The following is a 19,625-nucleotide window of genomic DNA, read 5'->3' as shown; positions in this document are numbered from 1 at the left end:
AATCACCTAAAGACGAGGATGTGTCTTCTGATAAACATTTAAAATTTGCTTTTGTGATAAATTGGTATAGATCTGTGTCGTGCTAATATCAGAATGTCCTAATATTTCTTGCACTACTCGCAAATCTGCGCCGTTTTCTAGCAAATGTGTTGCAAACGTATGACGTAAAGTGTGTGGCGTGACATCTTTAGTAATTGCCGCCATTTGACAATACTTTTTGATCATCTGCCAAATAGCCTGTCGTGTAATCTTTTTTCCTCGATTATTTAAAAAAATATGTTCATCGCTTTTCCCTACTTGTAAAATTAGCGGATCACGAACTTCATTTTCATATTTTTTTATCCAATCAAGAGCAACAGGACTAATTGGAATCAATCGTTCTTTTTCGCCTTTACCAAGAACCCGAACTAAGCCTAAATTGTCATGTAAATCCTGCAACTCCAAATTAATTAATTCGCTTACTCTCATTCCCGTGGCATATAATGTCTCTAAGATAGCACGATCACGTATACCTAACTTTCGTTTAGTATTTGGCTGCTCAAGTAGCCTATTCATTTCAGCTTGAGAGAGAGCTGTCGGCAAACGACGTTCTTTTTTAGGCAAATCGATTTCCAACATTGGATTTAATTTTTGAATATTTTGCCGAGCTAACCATTGATAAAATTTACGCATGCTAGAAATAAGTCGACTAATTGAGCTGGTTGCTTTGTTCAAATCACGCTGCCGAGCTAAAAACGCATCCACATCGCTTGCTTCAGTTGGCCATGAAGCCATACCTTCATTTTCTACAAAAGTTCGAAATTCTTCTAAATCTTGACGATAAGCATTAATTGTATTATCACTTAATCCTCGTTCAACTTGACTATAGCGTAAATAATCATCAATTTGATCTTTTAAATTAATCTTCTCCATTATCGTTCTCTTCTGGATCCTTAATTAAAGTAATCGTACCTGCTGTTTTATCTTCTTCAATTAATCCAGCCTTGAGCAAATGACCGACCGCACGTTTAAAAGCTGATTTTGAAATACCAAAGTATGATTTAATTTCTTGTGCACTTGATTTGTCATAGAAAGGTAGAGTCTTGGTTGCTCTTCTCCGCAAACTCATCAAAATCATTTGCGCATCATCATCAATTTCTTCAAAAGCACGAGGCAAAGCACTCAAATTCAAACGTCCATATTGACTGACACCGACTACTCTACCCTTGAATTGCTCACCTAGTCTCATAGGACGTGGCATCTGCGATTCATGTACAAAGCCAAGATAATAATCACTAGTTAAAACAAATGCTCCTATCTCTCGTGTAGCATAAACCGTTGCAAAGACATTTTCATTATTCATTCCACGTGGAAAGTTAGCAGCTAATTGGTCAAAAATATTTTCATCTGCTAGCTTAGCCCAAATACGATCTTTTTCGTCAGTTTCTAATCTTACTAAAAGTCGATCATCACGTCGAGGCCATCTTTCTTTTTCTCTAGGAAGATCATCCATTGATAAAACAACGTCTTTATCAGGTAGACCTACATCAACAAAGACGCCTAAGCCTGGACGTACCTCGGTTACTTTTCCCAAACCATATTGATCGGGTTGCGCGAATGGCAAAAATTGTGTCATTTCTCGATCATGACTTTTATTATCATAAATAAAACCTTCGACTTCATCTCCAATTTTAGGAATATCATCTTGCGTAATCTCGATCTTCTTCAATTCATAAGTCAGTCCATCAATTTGAACATAATAAGCTTTATCGTTTTCGTCAGTAATTTTTCCTTTACGAACTGTTCCAAGCATTTAAAAATCTCCTACTTTACATATTCTTACATATAAGTATAAGAGATTTTTATGCAAAATAAAATAGCCAGCACTTAAGCTGGCTATTTTTTGATTAGCTAATCTATCTAAATTATATTCTTAAAATTAAAGGTTTGAGATTTCGCCTTGGTAGATAGCACCACGACGAGCGTCAACAGTAATAGTTGAACCATCAGAAATCTTGTCAGTAGCGTCAGTAGCACCAACAACAACTGGGATACCTAATGATAAACCGATAACTGCGGCATGTGAAGTTAAACCTGAAGCTTCAACAACTAAACCTGAAGCCTTCTTGATAGCTGGGTTGTAGTCTGGGTCAGTAGTCTTAGCAACTAAGATGTCGCCTTCCTTAACCTTGCTGTTTGCTTCTTCAGCTGAGTTAGCTACAACAGCCTTGCCGATAACTGAACCGTTACCAACACCTAAGCCTTGAACTAACTTGTTACCGATGATTTGTAACTTCATTAAGTTAGTTGTACCTGAGTCACCAAGTGGAGTACCTGCAACGATAATTACAAGGTCGCCATCCTTTACGTAACCCTTTTCCTTAGCTACCTTAGCAGCCATTTCAAACATGTCATCAGTTGACTTAGGCTTTTCAGTCAATACTGGTTGTACACCCCAAACGATACCCAATGAGTGTTGAATCTTTTCGTCAAAGGTCATAGCAATAATGTCAGCATTTGGACGGTACTTAGAAATCATACGTGCAGTGTAACCTGAGTTAGTTGCAGTAATGATAGTCTTAACACCTAATTCTTGAGCAGTACGTACAACTGATTCACCGATAGCTTCAGTTACGTTTGAACCCTTGTAGGCTTCGAATCTTTGAAGAGCTAAAGTATTACGCTTAAGCATTTGCTTTTCAGTACGTTCGTCAATTTCAGCCATAGCCTTAACAGCCTTAACTGGGTAAAGACCATTTGCTGATTCACCTGAAAGCATAGTTGCGTCAGTACCATCAAGAACAGCGTTAGCAACGTCTGAAACTTCGGCACGAGTTGGACGTGGGTTTTCTTGCATTGAGTCAAGCATTTGAGTAGCAGTAATAACTGGCTTACCAAGTGCGTTAGCCTTGCGGATTAGGCTCTTTTGTACAAATGGAACTTCCATAAATGGAATTTCAACACCCATGTCACCACGAGCAACCATTAAACCATCTGAAACTTGCAAAATTTCGTCTGCGTTGTCGATACCTTCTTGAGATTCAATCTTTGGGAAGATCTTAACGTAGTCTGCACCTGCTTCTTCACAAAGCTTACGGATGTCTAAGATATCTTGAGCCTTACGTGCAAATGAAGCAGTAATGAAGTTAATACCATAGTTCAAACCAAACTTAATGTCATCAGTATCCTTTTCAGTAATACCTGGAAGGCGAATTTCAACACCAGGAGCGTTAACACCCTTCTTTGAACCGATTACACCAGTGTTTTGAGCTTCACAAACAAGTTCTCTCTTTGAGTCGTCCTTTTCCTTGATCAAAAGGTCAACCAAACCATCATCGATTAATACGTGACCACCAACGTGAGTATCATCGTATAAACCGTCGTAGGTAACGTGGATCATGTCCTTGTTACCCTTCTTAGTGGCATCCATTGATACACGGATCATGTCACCAGTATTAATAGTGAACTTACCACCTTCTTGTTCAGTGGTTCTGATTTCAGCACCCTTAGTGTCAAGGTCGATACCAAGAAGTAAACCAGTATCCTTTTCCACTTGACGAACCATCTTCATACGAGCAAGGTGTTCTGGGTGGTCACCGTGTGAGAAGTTGAAACGGAATACGTTTGCACCAGCCTTAGCTAAAGCAGTAATAGTTTCAATATCGTTTGAAGCTGGCCCTAAAGTACTAACAATCTTAGTTTTCTTCATTATTAAAAAAATCCTCTCCAAAAATCAACTAAATTAATATTTAGTCATTTCTTCATTTACATCCAATAACGCATAATCACCTTGGTGTTTACCGTCAAACAAATCAAGAATGTCGTGGGTATTAAGTTCACCATTCTCCATGCCGACAGCTAAACCGCCCTTCCCATCGAGAAGTAACTTAACAGCATAATTACCCATCTTAGTAGCATTAACTCTATCTGTAACAGTAGGTGAGCCACCACGTTGCATATGCGCAAGGACATTAGCACGAGCATCAAAGTCACCATATTTAAGGAGTTCGTCCTTAAACTTATCAGCAGCCATAACGCCTTCTGCTAAAACAATGATACCATGATCTTTGCCATCTGCAAAACCACGAGTAAGAGTTTCTGCAATTTCCTTAACATCGTATGAACGTTCAGGAATTACAATTGCGTCTGCTCCACTTGCTACACCGACACGCATAGCGATATCACCACATTCACGACCCATTACATTAACAACGAATACGCGGTGGTGACTGCTTGCAGTATCACGAATTTTATCGATAGCATCCATAGCAGTACGACAAGCAGAATCAAAGCCGATCGTGTAGTCAGTATAAGGAATATCATTATCGATAGTTCCTGGCAAACCAACTGAGTTTACGCCGTGGCGAGTCAAGGCTAAAGCACCATGGTATGAACCGTCACCGCCAATTACGATAACCGCATCAATACCATGTTTCTTTAATTGCTCAACACCCTTTTGTTGCACTTCTTCTTGTGCAAATTCAGGGAAACGAGCACTGTACAAGAAAGTACCGCCTTCACTAATCTTGTGGTCAACATTTTCCGTGGTAAGCGGAACAAAGTCACCTGCAACCAAACCAGCGAAACCATAACGAATTCCAAAGACTTCAAGCCCATGATGGATAGCAGTCTTTGTCACAGCTCTAATTGCTGCATTCATACCAGGGGCGTCTCCGCCACTAGTTAAAATACCAATCCGTTTCATGAATTCACCTCATCATGATTATTTTGTGTAATTTCTCACATCACATAAATATTAACATTTTTTAGGCAAAAAAGCTCACAAAAATTGGGCTAATTTATGCTTTCTTTCCGTATTTAAGTTTGTTAGCACTTACATCCATCGTCAAAGATAGCTTTGTAATTTGAACTTTATTCTTTAAAATTAACTTTTCGCAAATTGGTTAAGAAATACTGTTTTTTATTTTGGTCAAATCGATCACCTTGAACCTTGACTCCTAGTAAATAAATATCTCCTTCTTTTAAAATAGAGCCAAATTTTTCATAAGCCGGTGGAAAAATAATAATTTCTTGTTCGCTAGATGTATCAGCAAAACTAGCAAAAGCCATTGTTTTTCCATTTTTGGTCCTAATTTGCTTTAACTTCATTAATTTACCCACGCTAATACCACTATCATTTAACTGAAATTGATTCAATGGTCTAGCGTTAAATTTTTGTGCATATTTTTGTACAGCTATTAGAGGAGTAGTTGTTGTAGTAAAGCCTAAAGCTTTCTCTTCCATTTCTGCTTTTTGGGCAGCAGTCGGTGGCTCAGCAGGCTTAAGTGGTGCATCCCCCAGAATCTCAGATAAAGACATATTTTGTCCCGTTAATTGCACATTAGCAATTACATCTTTGCAGTTAAGCAATAACTCATTGCGATTATCTTCGATTGAGTCAAATGCTCCAGCCATAATCAATGCTTCAATTGCGTCTACTTGTAAGAACTTAGCGTCGATTCTACGCAAAAAATCATTAAAAGACTTATACGGTTTAGTATTGGCAGCTATTTCCTTAGCAAAATCAAGACGTAATCCTTTAATTGCTTTTAAACCAACTAAAATCTTGCCATCTTGTAAAGTATAGTCTAATTGGCTGTGATTGATATCAGGCGGCAAAATACGAACTCCAGCTTCCTGAGCTTGCATCGAATAGCTTTGCGCTTTAGCAGACGTTGATGAATTGAGCATCGCTGTGTAAAATGCAGCAGGATAATGAACCTTCAAATAAGCTAGCCAAAAGGCAATCTTGGTATATGCCACCGCGTGTGAACGGTTAAAACCATAGTTAGCAAATTGCTCTATATAATGATAAACTCGCTCACCTACTTCTTTAGGATGACCTTTTTTGACCGTACCAGCAATAAATTTTCCACGTTCTTGCTCAATGACATTCTGATTCTTTTTAGACATCGCACGTCGTAAAATATCGGCTTCACCCAATGAAAATCCTGCCAGGATTTGAGCTGTTTGCATGACTTGTTCCTGATAAACCAAAATTCCATAAGTTGATTGTAAAATTTGCTTTAAACTGGGATCAGGATAATGCACAGTAGCCGTACCATTTTTTCTTGCAACAAATGCGTCAATATTTTGCATTGGACCTGGACGGTATAAAGCGTTCACCGCTACTAGGTCCTCAAAATTGTCGGGATGCAATTTACGCAAAACACCACGAATCCCACCAGATTCGAATTGGAAGACTGCATCTGTTTTACCTTGTTGAAACAGTTCCATTGTTTTGGGATCATTTAACGGAATTGTATTAGGATCTAACTTTACACCTTGCTGCCGCACTAAAGCTAAAATATTGCCTAAAACTGTCAAATTGCGCAATCCCAAAAAGTCGATCTTTAGCAAACCTAATGATTCAACATATTTTTTGGTTTGCTGAGTTACAGGAATGCCGAAAGGACCAGCCTGCAATCCCGAAATGCCAGCAATCGAATCATCACTAATCACCAATCCAGCCGCATGAATAGAATAATGCCTTGGCAATCCCTCAAGTCCTAAAGCAGTCTTAAATAACAATTTATTCTCAGGCGTTGCATCAACCAATAATCTTAGTTCTCTAGACTCTTGATATGCTTTTTTTAATCCCATTTTATCTTTAGAGTACGGGATTGCGTGAGTCCACTTAGTGATTTCTGGTCCTGTTAAGCCAAAAACCCGGCCAACGTCTCTTAATACTTGTTTAGCAGCCATTGTACCAAAAGTCAAAATTTGAGCAGCATGATCCATGCCATACTTTTGATACATATACTTAATTACTGTATTCCGTTGAATATCAGGAATGTCCAGATCAATATCAGGCATCTCATGACGAGCCGGATTTAAAAAACGCTCAAAGAGTAAATTATATTGGATGGGATCAACTTCAGTGATACGCAAAGAGTATGAAACCAGTGAACCACAAGCTGAACCACGTCCTGGACCAGTAGTAATTTTTACTCGGTGACAATAGTTAATTACATCCCATACAATCAAAAAATAATCATCGAACCCCATCTGATTGATGACTCGTAATTCATAATTTAATCTTTTCTGATACTCGGCTGGAATACTTTTTTGACCAAAGCGCGCTTGTAAACCAGTTTGAGCCAAATAACGCAAATATTCTTCTGAAGTCGGAAACTTATCTTGATGATATTTAGGTAAGACCGGTTTTTGAAAGATCACTTCAGCATTACATTTCTGAGCAATTTTCCAAGTATTATTAATTGCATCATCCAAGTCATATTGATGATAGCGTTCTAAAACATTTTGTGCAGAATCTAAATAATGCGAACCAGCTTGCTTAGCTAGTGGCAATATATCTTGCAATTTATCTCCCTTAGCAATCGCACGCAAAGTTTTTTGTAAAAATTGCTCACGTGGCCGTAAATATTGACTATCTTCCACTGCAACTAAAGATAATTCAAATTGCTTAGCTAATCCACGGACATAATCAATGTAATCTATACTTGCTTTTGAAGCATATACACCCAAATAAAGATCAGACGTTAACTTCTTTAGTTGGCGAACATAATCACTGCCTAATGCCTGATTTGTATCATGCAGCGCCATTAATTCACTTTTTAGATTAGCTGGTACGATAATCAACAAATCATCTAAATATTTGGTTAATTCATTCAGCGTTAAGACCTTATCGTTTTGCCCATTTTCCGTTAACAAATTTACCGCGCTAGAAAGTCGCAATAAATTATGATAGCCCTTATTTGTTTTGGCAAAAACTAGCAAATCATATTTTTGGGTGCTATCAACCAAACCATTTAAACGCAGTTGCATCCCAAGAAGTGGTTTAATTCCCGCCTTTTTAGCCAACTCATAAAAATTGACCAAACCATAAGTCACGTTCACGTCGGCTAAACCAACCACAGGATAGCCCTTCTCTTTAGCGTCTTTTATCAAATCACTTACCTTGGTTGGACTACTTAAAAGCGTAAAGGAGCTTATGTTTTGAAGTGCTGCTACTTGCATAAATTAACCACCTTTCGTCATTACAAACATTAAATTAAGTATACCAAATTGAACCAATCAGGTTTGAATTTGCGCTTCATTTTTGATAAAATCTTACACGAAAGAAGGAATCATTATGGGTCGTTATATCATCACAACTGTATGGAGCGTAATCTACATGTTAGTTGTAGGCTTTATTGCTGGTCCTTTAACCCGAAGTGCTTCATTCAACGGCACAGATTTAAGAAATTGTGTAATCGTTGGGATCATTTTTGGTATTCTTTTCTCAGCAATTATTGCGACTATTACTGCTCGTTCACACAAAGATAATAGTAAATACAGTAAGTTAAAATAATTATTCAATCTATTCAAAAAAGACGTGAGATGTTTTTATTCTCACGTCTTTTTCGTTTGGTTTAGTAAAACTTATAATTCTTTTTTGTATCTACTTCGACTGGTCCATGAGTCAAATATTCGCTAAACATTTGTACATAGTCCTTATCCAAAGTGGTTTCAATTTTGTCCATACTATATTCAGGATAAAATCCCCCACCCATAGCACGATAGTTGTTAACTGCTAAATGATAAATCTGATCATCTTTGATTGGCTTACCGTGCAAAGTTAGTTTAGTCAGCCGTTCACCTACTGGTCTGGATAAATCCGCTTCATATTCGACTGGATAAAAGACATCAAAATGATACAACATTGGCTTAGGCTTAATCCATCGATCAATAAAGCCAATGTTTCCTGCTTCATCTTTCTTCAAAAAGCCAGCAGAGTGCTCAATAATATGACGTAATTCTTTACCAGTCAGCTTCACACGACACAACTGATTAGCATACGGATAATTTAACAAAACATCTCTCATAGTAATGGTCTTATCAAATCCCTTAGCTGTCTCACTCATCACTGCAGTTGCCGAAACATCAGCTTTAGTAAACCATAATTGCATTTGCTGGATTAAATTAATAAATGGCGCGCCTTCTATTCTGCCTTTCATTGCATTTTCAATTCGAGCAGGTTTATCTAAATGTGCAATTGGTTGATCTAGCCATTTTTGTGTTCTTTTATCCAAGTCAGATACAATATCAACAATTACAGGATCAGGATCATAATCTTTAGTGTCAATCAACTTAGTGGACATTGATTTGATTTTCTTAGTATCATCATCAATATCAAGAACCACTTCAGCTACAGCTTCACCGCGATAACCTGGTTGAACAATAGCAGTATCGCGTGTAACCAAATTTAAGCGCCGATGCTGGTGACCTGTCAATAGGACATCAACTTCTGGAATTTTGGTTAAAATCTGATAACCTTCATTTTCACCACGATTAGGTTCAGTCGCCTTACCAGTTTCAGGATCACTTTCAAAGCCACCATGATACATCACAGCTAAAATATCAACCTGAGGGCGTAATATTTTGGCATAATGCTTAATTTTTTCGTAAGCAGAGGCAAACTTTAAGCCTTTTACATTTTCTTTAGGTTCCCAATGTGGGATATATTGCGTTGTAATCCCCAATAAACCAATCTTTAAGCCATTTCTCTTGATAATAGTGTATTCTCTACCAAAAAATGGAACCTCTGTTTCTGCATCCAGTACATTATCATTAATGATTGGTGCCTCATTGTTATCAACATAGTAGCTTAAATAATCTAATCCAAAGTTAAAATCATGGTTACCTAAACAGCGAGCATCATACCCCACTGCATTATAAGCTTGCGTAAAAATACGTAAATCACTATAATCACCAGTTGAATGAGCATAGGAAGCAAGTGGTGAGCCTTGCAAACAATCACCTGCATCGGTAACTACAACATTGTTATCACCATACTTTTTCTTTTCAGATTTAATAACTGAGCTAACTCTACTCAAACTAAAAGGAGCATGATAGTCGGTTTTATTTTGGTAATCAGTTGGCAACAAAAATCCATGTGTATCACTAGAATGTAAAAATACTAACTTCATTATTTCTTTTTCCTTTTTCTAGGTATAAAAAAAGACACCATATCAAAGGTGTCCTTTAACTAGTTATTGCTGTTGTCGTTGTTATTTACAACTTGACGACCCTTGTAATAACCCTTTGGTGAAACACGGTGGCTTAAGCGGTATTCACCAGTAGTTGCATCATAGTGCATTGCTGGAACACTCAACTTAATGTGACCACGACGTGAACGTTTCTTTTGTTTAGAAGTATGTCTTGCAGGAACTGCCATTTAATTTGATCTCCTTTATTGTAGTCTTAAGCTTCAGGGTCATATAACCCCGAATCACTCACGTAGTTCAATCATACTATTCAATTGCTAATAAATCAAGATTTATTCTATTTTCTTCTCTTTTTTATTGAAGAAAGTGACCTTGTGATCCGTTTTTTCCTTAGTATCTCGTCCAAAGAACCAAGCAATAATCATCCCGATAATCACCATTACCACTAACACAACAATTAGTGGTAACCTCACCTTAAAAAAGCCAAAATTAATTGCGACAGGTGATGTATTTAAAACAACAAAAATTACTGCAATTAAAGCCACAACTGATCCAATAATTAAATTTCTTTGTTTTTCCATCTTTTTTTACTTTCTAGAAGCAAACTTTAAGGAAATCTCATCACCAATCGATGGAAATAGATTATACAATTTAGCCGCTACAGCTAAACTAAGTGGTAAATTTAATTCACGTTTATCACTGCCAAAGAAGTGAACTACTTGCCAAGCAACATCATCTGGATCCAACATAAATTCTTGAACATTTTTGACATAATTTCCAGTCTTATCTGCTACATTAAGGAAATTAGTATAAACTGGTCCTGGGTTTACAGTCATTACCTTGACACCAAATGGCTTTAATTCTAGCCGTAAGACATTTGAAAATTGAATTACGGCAGCCTTAGATGCACTGTAAGCGGCTGACTTGGTAGTTGGTACCTTGCCAGCAATTGAGCCAAAATTAATAATTTGACCAGTCTTTTGGTCCATCATGACCCTACCTACTAAACGAGTAAAGTACATCAAACCTAAAACATTAACTTGGAACATATTGGTAACGTCTTGCATTTTTTGGTCCATAAATTCTTCGAATTTACCAAAACCAGCACAATTAACTAAAAAGTCAATGTGTTTTACTTGTTTAGTAATTGCATTAAAGGTTTGTTCAATTTCTTCCGGCTTACCCATATCTGTTGGAAAAACATATGCTTCAGCACCGGATAGTTCTTTAGCTTCTGCTGCAATTTCATCTAATTGGTTCTTTCTTCTAGCAATTAAAATTACAGTAGCACCACGACCAGCACTTTCAAGGGCAATGGAACGTCCAATCCCACTTGAAGCACCTGTAATTACAACAACTTTATTTCTTAATGAGTCTTTCATTTTTCTGAGCCTTTCATTGGAATATTAATCTGATCAAAATCATTAACTAATACTGTATTAGAAAATACTTTTTTAGCCTGTTTTTCGAGTTTTTTCCCTTTAGCACCCATATAACGAGCAGAAATATGATTTAGACATAATAATTTAACATTATCTTTCCGAGCAATTTTGGCTGCTTCAACCGAAGTAGAATGATAATAATCATGCGCCAATTTTTGTTCATCCCCTGCAAAAGTTGATTCATGGACTAAAACATCTGCCTCTTTAGCCAAACGAGCAATACTTGGCGTGGAACGTGTGTCATAGATGACCGTCACAATTCTTCCCGGTTTAGTAGGTCCTAAGAAATTTTCACCATCCAAAACAGTACCATCAGCTAAAGTTACTTTTTCGCCATTTTTTAATTTCCCCAAAAGTGGCCCATTAGGAACATTATACTGTGCTAACTTGTCAATTAATAATTCGCCTGGATGTGAAGCCTCCACTACTCTAAAACCAAAACTAGGTATCCGGTGGTCTAGTTGCTCCGTATACACTCGAAAGCCCTTATCCTCACAGATTAACCCTGATTTAGCTAATTCAACAAACCTTATAGGATATGAAATTTTAGTCCGAGATACCTTAAGAGCTGTTCTAACAAATTCTTCAATACCACTGGGACCATAAATAGTAATAGGACCAACATCACCTTGAAAAGAACGAGTTGACAATAACCCTGGTAACCCAAAAATGTGATCACCGTGATTATGTGATATAAAAATTTTGGTAACTTTTCGTAATTTAATATTTGTTCTTAAAATTTGATGCTGAGTTGCTTCACCTACGTCAAAAAGCCAGATTTCATTCAATTCATCCAGCAACTTAAGTGCAACACTAGAAACATTGCGTTGCTTTGAAGGTTGCCCAGCACCAGTACCTAAAAATTGTAATTCCATGAAAATCCTATTCTAATCTAAAATTTTGAATGCTTAACAATTGTTTTGGTAACTAATGCACTATAGTATTTTGAGCCCTCTAAATTAGGGTGAGTATGATCACCGTAGAACCAGTCAGGATGATTCTTCGAGTATGAATACCAATCAATTATTATAAGATTATGATACCGTTTTGCACCTTGCTTTAGCAAATTATTCACTGAATTTTGCCAATCTCTAGTTGGAACGTGAACATTGATCCAGAAAACTTTTCTCTTAGGCCCAGCCTGATGCATTATTCGATCAAGATCTTCCATTGAGAAAGGTCCATTAGTTCCTAACCCTATTAAGATATTATCTGCTAAAACTCCTTGACTTTGATAACTATCTAATAAGCCAAAAGCAACATTCAATTGTCTTGAAACAGCAGCATCAATTAACGCTTTAGGCATTAATTGTTTTAAATCGTTGCTCGAACCGGCCATTACCGAGTCGCCAATCGCAGTTACTTGAACATGTTGAGCCAATTGCAAATCTAACTGGGAAATACCATATTTAACAAAAGATTTGTTAATAGGATGCTTTTTAGTTTGAAGCTCAGCTTCACGAATAATTTTAGATTTTTTTTCTTTTTTCTTTTTTTCTTTTTTTAACTTTTCAATTAATTTAGCATTATCCTTTTTTTGTTTTTTAGAATTCTGATTAATTCGCTGTGCTAATTGGCTTTTATTAAAGTCTTCTGCTTTTACTCCTGGTGAAATAGCAATAGCTGCTGATCCTAAGATTAAAATCAAAGCTGCTAAGGCTGCTTGACCTTTCTTAAAGTAATCTTTTGTTTCAAAATTAAAAATTCGAGTAAAATATTGCTTCGTTTTATCCCAGGTAATCCTACCCATTGGTCTTTCAATCAAACGATAAGTAATTTCTGTAATCACTAAAATTAAAATCACTTCAATAAGGTGATACAGCATTGGATTATCACCAATATTTACCTTATCTTCAAAAAAGATCATTACTGGAAATTGATACAGATAGATGCCATAGCTTCGTGAGCCAATCCAATCAAATAACCTATTAGTTAGGATTTGATTCCAATGACTACCAGGATGAGCAATTACAGCTACTAAAATACATACATCTAAAGTAAATAACAACATCCCGCCAGAGTAAGTAAAGGCTTGTTGTGGATTCATCCACTTAGAGAAAAACATTGCTAACATTAAAGCAAATGAAGCAAGGCCCACCAAGTCCAATATCCAACTTACTTTTCGTTCAACTTGCTGATTTAAACCTTCTATCGGCCAAACAACTGCTAATGCTGCTCCTAATCCTAAAGAAAAGAAACGAGTATCAGTTCCGTAATAAATTCGATTAATATCAGCCTTTAAAAAGTATAGGATTGCCATTTCTAATGCAGAAACAGCTGATAGACCAACTAAAATCCAGAAAATATTTTTTTTCTTTTTAACCAATTTAACTAGTAAATAAATGACAATTGGCCAAACAATATAAAATTGGCCTTCAATTGACATCGTCCATAAATTAGTAAATGGTGATTCATTAGCTGCAAAACGCTCAAAATAGCTTTGACCATTATGAATTTGCCAAAAATTAAATACATTTAATAGATTTGCAAGTACAACCTGATTTAATTTAGCCAGTAAATTTCGTTGAAAGATAAAGATATAGGCTGCACTTAACCATAAAACAGTAATTAATTGTGGATATAACTTTTTTATTCGACTCAAATAAAAATTACGATTATTATATGATCCTGTTTTATCATATGAATTAAGCATATGATCTGTCACCAAATATCCTGAGAACACGAAAAAAATCGGCACTCCCAGATATCCTCCCATAAAGGAATTAGGATCCAAATGATAAAGAATTACTCCGATAACTGCTAAGGCTCTAAGGCCAGAATACCCCGTAATAAACCTATTTTTTTTCATACCCTATCTCTACTCTTATTGTACGAATTCAAAGACAAACTTGCCAATAGCCACATCATCACCATTAACAGCTCCTTTTTCACGTAGTGCGTCATCAACGCCTAAACGCTTAAGCTTTCTTGCTAAACGCATAATACCGTCTTGGTGATCCAAGTTGGTCATTTGAACTAATCTTTCTAATTGTTCACCCTTAACGATAAATTCATGTTCGCCAACTTGCTCAACTGTAAATTCATTCTTTTGTGGTGCCTGATACTTATATTCTTTAATCTTTTGTGCTAGCTTAGGTTGTTCTTCAGCCTGTTCTTGTTCAACTTCAGTTACTAAGTTGGCAGTATCTGACATCAACTTATCTACGCCTTTATGAGTTACACTTGAGATTTCATAAATAGGTTCATTATTTCCTTCTGCTTTTAATGCTTTTTTAAACTCAGCTAGTTTTTCCTCAGCACCAGGAATATCCATTTGTGAAGCTACAATCAATTCTCGCTTCTTTGATAAATCTGTTTCGTAATTTTTGAGTTCTTTTTTAATGGTATGGTAATCATCAATTGCCTCACGACCATTATTAGGATCCATTGAAACTAGATGTAGAATTACTTTGGTTCTTTCAACGTGACGTAAAAATTGAATTCCTAAGCCTACGCCTTGACTAGCTCCTTCAATTAATCCTGGCAAATCCGCCATTGAAAAGTCACGACCATCTGGCAAGATAACCATTCCCAAATTAGGAGTTAAAGTCGTGAATTGATAAGCAGCAATTTTGGGCTTGGCCTTAGTTGTTACTGATAACAGTGTTGATTTACCAACTGACGGAAAACCAACTAAGCCGACATCAGCCAATAATTTTAATTCTAAACGCAAAACGCGATCTTCACCTGGTTCACCATTTTCAGCAATTTCTGGTGCAGTATTAACACTAGTTGCAAAATGGATATTACCACGACCGCCGCGACCGCCTTTAGCAACGACTAGTTCTTGGCCCTTTTCAGTTAAATCACCAATCAATTCATTAGTGTCATAATCATATACAGTAGTACCAACTGGAACTTTTAAATAAAGATCCTTAGCTGCACGGCCATATTGTGATTTAATACGACCATTTTCACCACTATCCGCCTTAAACTTACGCCGATAGCGAAAATCCATCAAAGTTCTTAAGCCGCTGTCAGCAACAAAAATAATACTGCCGCCACGGCCACCATCACCACCGGCTGGACCGCCATTAGGGACGTATTTTTCATGGCGGAAAGCCACCATGCCATCGCCGCCTTTTCCGGCTTGTACTTCGATTTTAGTTTGATCAACAAATGTAGGCATGTATATCTCTTCCTTCCGTCTTAATCTAGCTTTTAATACTATACCACAGAAATACGCATGATATCGCGTTTTCTCGGATTACAATGTTAATTTTACCGTTTGTGCTTGAGTAAGCGTTAATCCTGCTCTACGCAAGTCATCAATTGAAGCTTCTTTAATTTTCTTCAATGAACCAAATTCGCGCAATAATTTGTTACGACTTTTAGGACCAATTCCCTTAATCGAATCTAAACGACTGGACAAAGCATTTTTAGCATGGCGTCTTCTATGAAAAGTAATCGCAAAGCGGTGCACTTCGTCTTGAATGCGCGTCATTAAATAAAAGCCCTCTGATTTGGGATTAAGAGGAATCAGTTTCAAAGGAATACCGTTGATGGGATCGCCAAATAATAAATGGTTTGTTCTGTGCTTATCATCTTTAACCATCCCCGCAACTGGGATATTCAAATTTAATTCATTTCGTAAAACATCTAAACAAGCATCGACCTGAATTTGACCACCATCCATCAAAATCAAATCAGGCATTCTTTTATGCTCGCGCAACAGTCTACCATATCTTCGGCGGACAACTTCCCTCGTGTTGCGTACTTCGTCGCCACCATTCTGATGTTCAACCTCACCTTTTAGCTTATATTTACGATAAGCTGTTTTTTCGGGTTCACCATCTTTAAAAACGACTAAAGCAGAGACTGGGTCAGCACCTTGAATATGGGAGTGATCAAAACTTTCAATAAAGTGTCCATATGGTAAGCCTAAAGCATCAAAAATTTCTTTTTGAGCGCCTTTAGTTTTTCGATTACCTAGTTCTAATAATCTAAACTTATCATCTAGCTTTAACTTAGCATTATCCTTCGCCATGTCTAGCAATGACTTTTTCTGCCCTCGTTGCGGTGTTCTAACAGGTACCTTCAAGACCTCAGCTAAAGTAGCATTATCAAATCCTTCAGGAATCAGAATTTCTTTAGGCAAAACCCTATTTCTTTGCTCATAAAATTGCACAATAAAAGAAGTGAAAGCATCTTCTGGATCTGTGGCATCTGTCAAAGGAAACATTCTAGTTTCTCTACGCAATAACTTTGCTTGCCGTAAAAAGAAGATTTGAACAGAAATCCAAGACTTGTCAACGTAATAATTAAAAATATCACGCTGCGTATTATCATTGGAAATAATTTTTTGTTTTTCAACCGTTTCTTCAATATATTTCAATTGGTCGCGAATTTCGGCTGCTCGTTCAAATTCAAGATTGCTAGCTGCTTGAGCCATTTTTTCGGTCAAACTCTGTTTAACACTAGCAATATCTCCATTCAAAAAGCTCTTGATCTTTTTAATTTGCTCTTCGTATTCTTTTTGTGGCACTTTTTTAAAGCATGCACCTAAGCACTGCCCCATATGATAGTAAAGACAAGGTCTGCCTTGATAACCATGACAGCGCCTTAGTGGAAAAACTTTTTGAATAAACTTCAAAGTGGCCTGGGCAGCATATACATTAGGATAGGGACCAAAATAGTAGCCACCATCCTTATGAACGATACTAGTTAACCGAGTTTGCGGATCGTGTTCACGCGTGATTTCTATGTAAGGATATCCCGTACCCTGCTTTAATTGAACATTATAATAAGGTTGATACTTTTTTATTAATGTAATTTCAAGTAAAAAAGCTTCCTTATCAGTTGATACAGTAATGATGTCATAATCTCGAATTTCACGAACTAATTCAGCACGACGTCCAACCTGTTTACTCTTAAAATATGAGCGAACCCGATTTTTTAAATTTTTAGATTTACCAACATATATAACCGTACCGTTAATATCTTTCATCAAATAACAGCCGGGGTTTTCTGGTAAAAGTTTTAGTTTATTCTCAATTAATTGTGTTGCCATTATCTCATCTCACTGAAAAAATTTGCATTTAATAGTTTAACACAGACTGTTTAAGAAGATCTTAACTTTGCTTATAGAAATAGCTATTCGGTACAAAAGTTGATATATTAAAAGAAATAAAATTTGAGGAGAACTTTTGATGACTAATCTAGTTTTTGACTTAATTAACCAATTTGGCTACCTAGCCATCAGTTTGCTAATTGCAATCGAAAACATCTTTCCCCCTATTCCATCCGAAGTAATTCTATCGTTCGCTGGCTTTGCAACCCATCATTCTCAAATGAATGTCTTCGGTGTAATTATTGCTTCAACAATCGGCGCGGTAGTTGGTGCACTAGTTTTATATTGGATTGGCACTTTACTTAATCCAGATCGATTAGAAAAGTTGTTCGATCATAAGTTATTCAAACTACTTGGCTTTAAAAAGGGTGATGTACAAAAGGCTATCAGATGGTTTGATAAATACGGTACCGGTGCAATCTTCTATGGTCGGTGCATCCCTGTAGTTCGTAGCTTAATTTCAATTCCAGCTGGAATAGCCAAAGTTAAATTACCTAAGTTCCTTATTTACACTAGCTTAGGCAGCTTACTCTGGAATGCTATTCTAGTTGGTCTTGGTTCCTATATGGGTGAAAATTGGGAACAAATTGTGTTAATTTTTGAAGAATACTCATTAATCATTGGAGGACTTATTCTAATTGCTTTAATATATTTCTCCTGTAAATGGTATAAGCAAAAAATTAAAGCTGATTAATTCAAACGCTCTATAAAAAATATAGAGCGTTTTCTTCTTTTAAAAATTAAAAATATCATGTAAAATTAATCTAATCTATAATAAGGGAAGTTTGCGAATGAAATTTAATATTTTTAGGAAACAAAATGTTGAGAGCTATCTCGGTAAAGACATTAAGTTCTCCAAAACAATGAACGCCGTTGATTTAATGTCTCTTGGCGTAGGAGCTGTCATCGGGACCGGTATTTTCATCTTACCCGGAACTGTTGCAGCCACATTAGCTGGACCTGGCGTTAGTTTATCCTTTGTTGTTGCAGCAATTGTTTGTGCTTTAGCTGGAATGTGTTATGCAGAATTTGCTTCAGCGATCCCAGTAGCTGGTTCTGCCTATTCATATGGGAATATCGTTTATGGCGAATTTACAGGCTGGATTATCGGTTGGGCACTGATTCTGGAATACATGCTATCTGTAGCCACTGTGGCAGCAGGTTGGTCATCATACTTCAGTTCTTTCATTGCACCATTTGGTCTAAAAATTCCACACGCTATTTCTGGTCCTATGAATCTTAACAATGGCGTTTATTTTGACTTGGTTTCTGTTTTAATCATTTTACTTATCAGTATCCTGTTGTCACGAGGGATGAAGAACTCAATTAAAATTAATGTCGTAGCTGTTTTTATTAAAATCGCCATTATTTTAATTTTTATTTTTGTAGGCTTACAGTTCATTAAACCTAACAACTATCATCCGTTCTTGCCATATCATTTTTCAGGAGTCATCAAAGGAGCAACCACAGTCTTCTTTGCCTTTCTTGGCTTTGATGTTGTTTCATCATCAGCCGCCGAGGTTAAAAATCCTAAGAAAAATATGCCCCTAGGAATTATTGGCACTTTAGCTATTGCAGCTGTACTTTATTTTGGCGTTTCAATCGTTTTAACGGGTATGGTTAATTATACCAAGCTAAACGTATCTAATCCCGTTGCTTTTGCATTGCAATATGTTCATCAAAACTGGGTAGCAGAGTTATTATCATTTGGTGCTATGCTAGGAATGGCTACCATGATGCTGACAATGATCTATTCAAGCTCTCGCTTAATCTATGCTATGGCACGTGATGGGCTATTGCCTAGTGCATTCAGTAAATTAGATAAAAAACATAACTCTCCTCAAAATGCCTTAGTCGCTGTCACTATTATTATTGCAGCAGGTGCAGCATTCTTCTCCGTTGATCAACTAGCCAATTTGGTCAACTTTGGTACACTTTTTGCCTTTACTCTTGTTTCCTTTGGAATTCTAAAATTAAGAAAAAGAACAGATATTGTTAACGATGGCTTTAAAGTTCCCGGATACCCATATTTGCCAATCATTTCTGGTTTAATTTGTATCTTTATGATTTGCCATTTAAGTTCAGAAGTTTACTTAATGGCAGCTATTTGGTTAATCATCGGTGCTGTAATTTACTTTGTTTATGGCTACCACCATAGTCAGCTTGATCATGATTAACATCAGT

Annotated in this window: 16 protein-coding genes; 3 read left to right on the top strand and 13 right to left on the bottom strand. The window is 36.7% G+C overall.

Going from position 1 to position 19,625, the window contains the following annotated elements:
* Positions 1 to 6 precede the first annotated feature (6 nt).
* The 5 genes from xerD to CP367_RS02035 all read right to left on the bottom strand — a co-directional run bounded on the left by xerD (position 7) and on the right by CP367_RS02035 (position 7,959).
* Positions 7 to 912 (bottom strand): site-specific tyrosine recombinase XerD, encoded by a 906-nt coding sequence (xerD, locus tag CP367_RS02055; protein ID WP_061204671.1) that lies wholly within the window; start codon positions 910 to 912, stop codon positions 7 to 9.
* A complete protein-coding gene (locus CP367_RS02050; protein ID WP_089145906.1) occupies positions 899 to 1,792 on the bottom strand; it encodes a S1 RNA-binding domain-containing protein in 894 nt (297 codons plus the stop codon). The genes xerD and CP367_RS02050 overlap by 14 nt, the downstream gene beginning before the upstream one ends.
* 126 nt (positions 1,793 to 1,918) lie before the next feature.
* Positions 1,919 to 3,688 (bottom strand): pyruvate kinase, encoded by a 1,770-nt coding sequence (pyk, locus tag CP367_RS02045; RefSeq protein ID WP_013086285.1) that lies wholly within the window; start codon positions 3,686 to 3,688, stop codon positions 1,919 to 1,921.
* 33 nt (positions 3,689 to 3,721) lie between these two features.
* Positions 3,722 to 4,684, bottom strand: a complete 963-nt coding sequence (gene pfkA, locus CP367_RS02040; protein ID WP_005720158.1) for a 6-phosphofructokinase — start codon at positions 4,682 to 4,684, stop codon at positions 3,722 to 3,724.
* Between the two features lie 167 nt (positions 4,685 to 4,851).
* Positions 4,852 to 7,959: a DNA polymerase III subunit alpha gene (locus CP367_RS02035; protein ID WP_089145907.1), complete on the bottom strand. Its 3,108-nt coding sequence runs from the start codon at positions 7,957 to 7,959 to the stop codon at positions 4,852 to 4,854.
* A gap of 115 nt (positions 7,960 to 8,074) precedes the next feature.
* On the opposite strand from CP367_RS02035, the gene CP367_RS02030 reads away from it, so the two are divergent.
* Complete coding sequence (locus tag CP367_RS02030; protein ID WP_005722935.1) at positions 8,075 to 8,293, top strand: DUF2929 family protein; 219 nt, start codon at positions 8,075 to 8,077, stop codon at positions 8,291 to 8,293.
* A gap of 61 nt (positions 8,294 to 8,354) precedes the next feature.
* On the opposite strand, the gene CP367_RS02025 is transcribed toward CP367_RS02030, so the two are convergent.
* The 8 genes from CP367_RS02025 to uvrC all read right to left on the bottom strand — a co-directional run bounded on the left by CP367_RS02025 (position 8,355) and on the right by uvrC (position 17,381).
* Positions 8,355 to 9,911, bottom strand: a complete 1,557-nt coding sequence (locus tag CP367_RS02025; RefSeq protein ID WP_005722934.1) for a bifunctional UDP-sugar hydrolase/5'-nucleotidase — start codon at positions 9,909 to 9,911, stop codon at positions 8,355 to 8,357.
* Positions 9,912 to 9,970: 59 nt separating this feature from the next.
* On the bottom strand, positions 9,971 to 10,159 hold the full coding sequence (rpmF, locus tag CP367_RS02020; protein ID WP_005720154.1) for a 50S ribosomal protein L32: 189 nt from the start codon (positions 10,157 to 10,159) through the stop codon (positions 9,971 to 9,973).
* A 102-nt stretch (positions 10,160 to 10,261) separates the two neighbouring features.
* On the bottom strand, positions 10,262 to 10,510 hold the full coding sequence (locus tag CP367_RS02015) for a lipopolysaccharide assembly protein LapA domain-containing protein (RefSeq protein ID WP_005720153.1): 249 nt from the start codon (positions 10,508 to 10,510) through the stop codon (positions 10,262 to 10,264).
* A 6-nt stretch (positions 10,511 to 10,516) separates the two neighbouring features.
* On the bottom strand, positions 10,517 to 11,311 hold the full coding sequence (locus CP367_RS02010) for an SDR family oxidoreductase (protein WP_089145908.1): 795 nt from the start codon (positions 11,309 to 11,311) through the stop codon (positions 10,517 to 10,519).
* Entirely contained in the window at positions 11,308 to 12,246 is a 939-nt protein-coding gene (gene rnz / locus CP367_RS02005; protein WP_089145909.1) for a ribonuclease Z, read from the bottom strand. Before rnz ends, CP367_RS02010 begins: the two co-directional genes overlap by 4 nt.
* Positions 12,247 to 12,263: 17 nt before the next feature.
* Positions 12,264 to 14,180 carry an acyltransferase family protein gene (locus tag CP367_RS02000; protein ID WP_089145910.1) on the bottom strand — a complete coding sequence of 639 codons (1,917 nt, stop codon included), beginning with the start codon at positions 14,178 to 14,180 and terminating at the stop codon, positions 12,264 to 12,266.
* Positions 14,181 to 14,195: 15 nt separating this feature from the next.
* Entirely contained in the window at positions 14,196 to 15,500 is a 1,305-nt protein-coding gene (gene obgE, locus CP367_RS01995; protein WP_005722345.1) for a GTPase ObgE, read from the bottom strand.
* Between the two features lie 78 nt (positions 15,501 to 15,578).
* Positions 15,579 to 17,381, bottom strand: a complete 1,803-nt coding sequence (uvrC, locus tag CP367_RS01990; RefSeq protein WP_023488620.1) for an excinuclease ABC subunit UvrC — start codon at positions 17,379 to 17,381, stop codon at positions 15,579 to 15,581.
* A gap of 139 nt (positions 17,382 to 17,520) precedes the next feature.
* Here uvrC and CP367_RS01985 point away from each other — a divergent pair, with 139 nt between their 5' ends.
* Positions 17,521 to 18,135, top strand: coding sequence for a DedA family protein (locus CP367_RS01985; protein WP_005724638.1), 615 nt, complete (start codon positions 17,521 to 17,523; stop codon positions 18,133 to 18,135).
* A gap of 97 nt (positions 18,136 to 18,232) precedes the next feature.
* Positions 18,233 to 19,618, top strand: coding sequence for an APC family permease (locus tag CP367_RS01980; RefSeq protein ID WP_061204668.1), 1,386 nt, complete (start codon positions 18,233 to 18,235; stop codon positions 19,616 to 19,618).
* Positions 19,619 to 19,625: the final 7 nt, after the last annotated feature.

This window comes from Lactobacillus sp. UMNPBX16, from assembly GCF_002553775.1.
Taxonomy (GTDB): Bacteria; Bacillota; Bacilli; order Lactobacillales; family Lactobacillaceae; genus Lactobacillus; species Lactobacillus crispatus.
The sequence above is the reverse complement of the archived record's forward strand: the minus strand, read 5'-3'. Positions and strand labels throughout refer to the sequence as shown.

Coding starts and splice junctions, on each gene's coding strand:
- xerD (WP_061204671.1), bottom strand. CDS start 912: ATGGAGAAGATTAATTTAAAAGATCAAATTGATGATTATTTACGCTAT.
- CP367_RS02050 (WP_089145906.1), bottom strand. CDS start 1,792: ATGCTTGGAACAGTTCGTAAAGGAAAAATTACTGACGAAAACGATAAA.
- pyk (WP_013086285.1), bottom strand. CDS start 3,688: ATGAAGAAAACTAAGATTGTTAGTACTTTAGGGCCAGCTTCAAACGAT.
- pfkA (WP_005720158.1), bottom strand. CDS start 4,684: ATGAAACGGATTGGTATTTTAACTAGTGGCGGAGACGCCCCTGGTATG.
- CP367_RS02035 (WP_089145907.1), bottom strand. CDS start 7,959: ATGCAAGTAGCAGCACTTCAAAACATAAGCTCCTTTACGCTTTTAAGT.
- CP367_RS02030 (WP_005722935.1), top strand. CDS start 8,075: ATGGGTCGTTATATCATCACAACTGTATGGAGCGTAATCTACATGTTA.
- CP367_RS02025 (WP_005722934.1), bottom strand. CDS start 9,911: ATGAAGTTAGTATTTTTACATTCTAGTGATACACATGGATTTTTGTTG.
- rpmF (WP_005720154.1), bottom strand. CDS start 10,159: ATGGCAGTTCCTGCAAGACATACTTCTAAACAAAAGAAACGTTCACGT.
- CP367_RS02015 (WP_005720153.1), bottom strand. CDS start 10,510: ATGGAAAAACAAAGAAATTTAATTATTGGATCAGTTGTGGCTTTAATT.
- CP367_RS02010 (WP_089145908.1), bottom strand. CDS start 11,311: ATGAAAGACTCATTAAGAAATAAAGTTGTTGTAATTACAGGTGCTTCA.
- rnz (WP_089145909.1), bottom strand. CDS start 12,246: ATGGAATTACAATTTTTAGGTACTGGTGCTGGGCAACCTTCAAAGCAA.
- CP367_RS02000 (WP_089145910.1), bottom strand. CDS start 14,180: ATGAAAAAAAATAGGTTTATTACGGGGTATTCTGGCCTTAGAGCCTTA.
- obgE (WP_005722345.1), bottom strand. CDS start 15,500: ATGCCTACATTTGTTGATCAAACTAAAATCGAAGTACAAGCCGGAAAA.
- uvrC (WP_023488620.1), bottom strand. CDS start 17,381: ATGGCAACACAATTAATTGAGAATAAACTAAAACTTTTACCAGAAAAC.
- CP367_RS01985 (WP_005724638.1), top strand. CDS start 17,521: ATGACTAATCTAGTTTTTGACTTAATTAACCAATTTGGCTACCTAGCC.
- CP367_RS01980 (WP_061204668.1), top strand. CDS start 18,233: ATGAAATTTAATATTTTTAGGAAACAAAATGTTGAGAGCTATCTCGGT.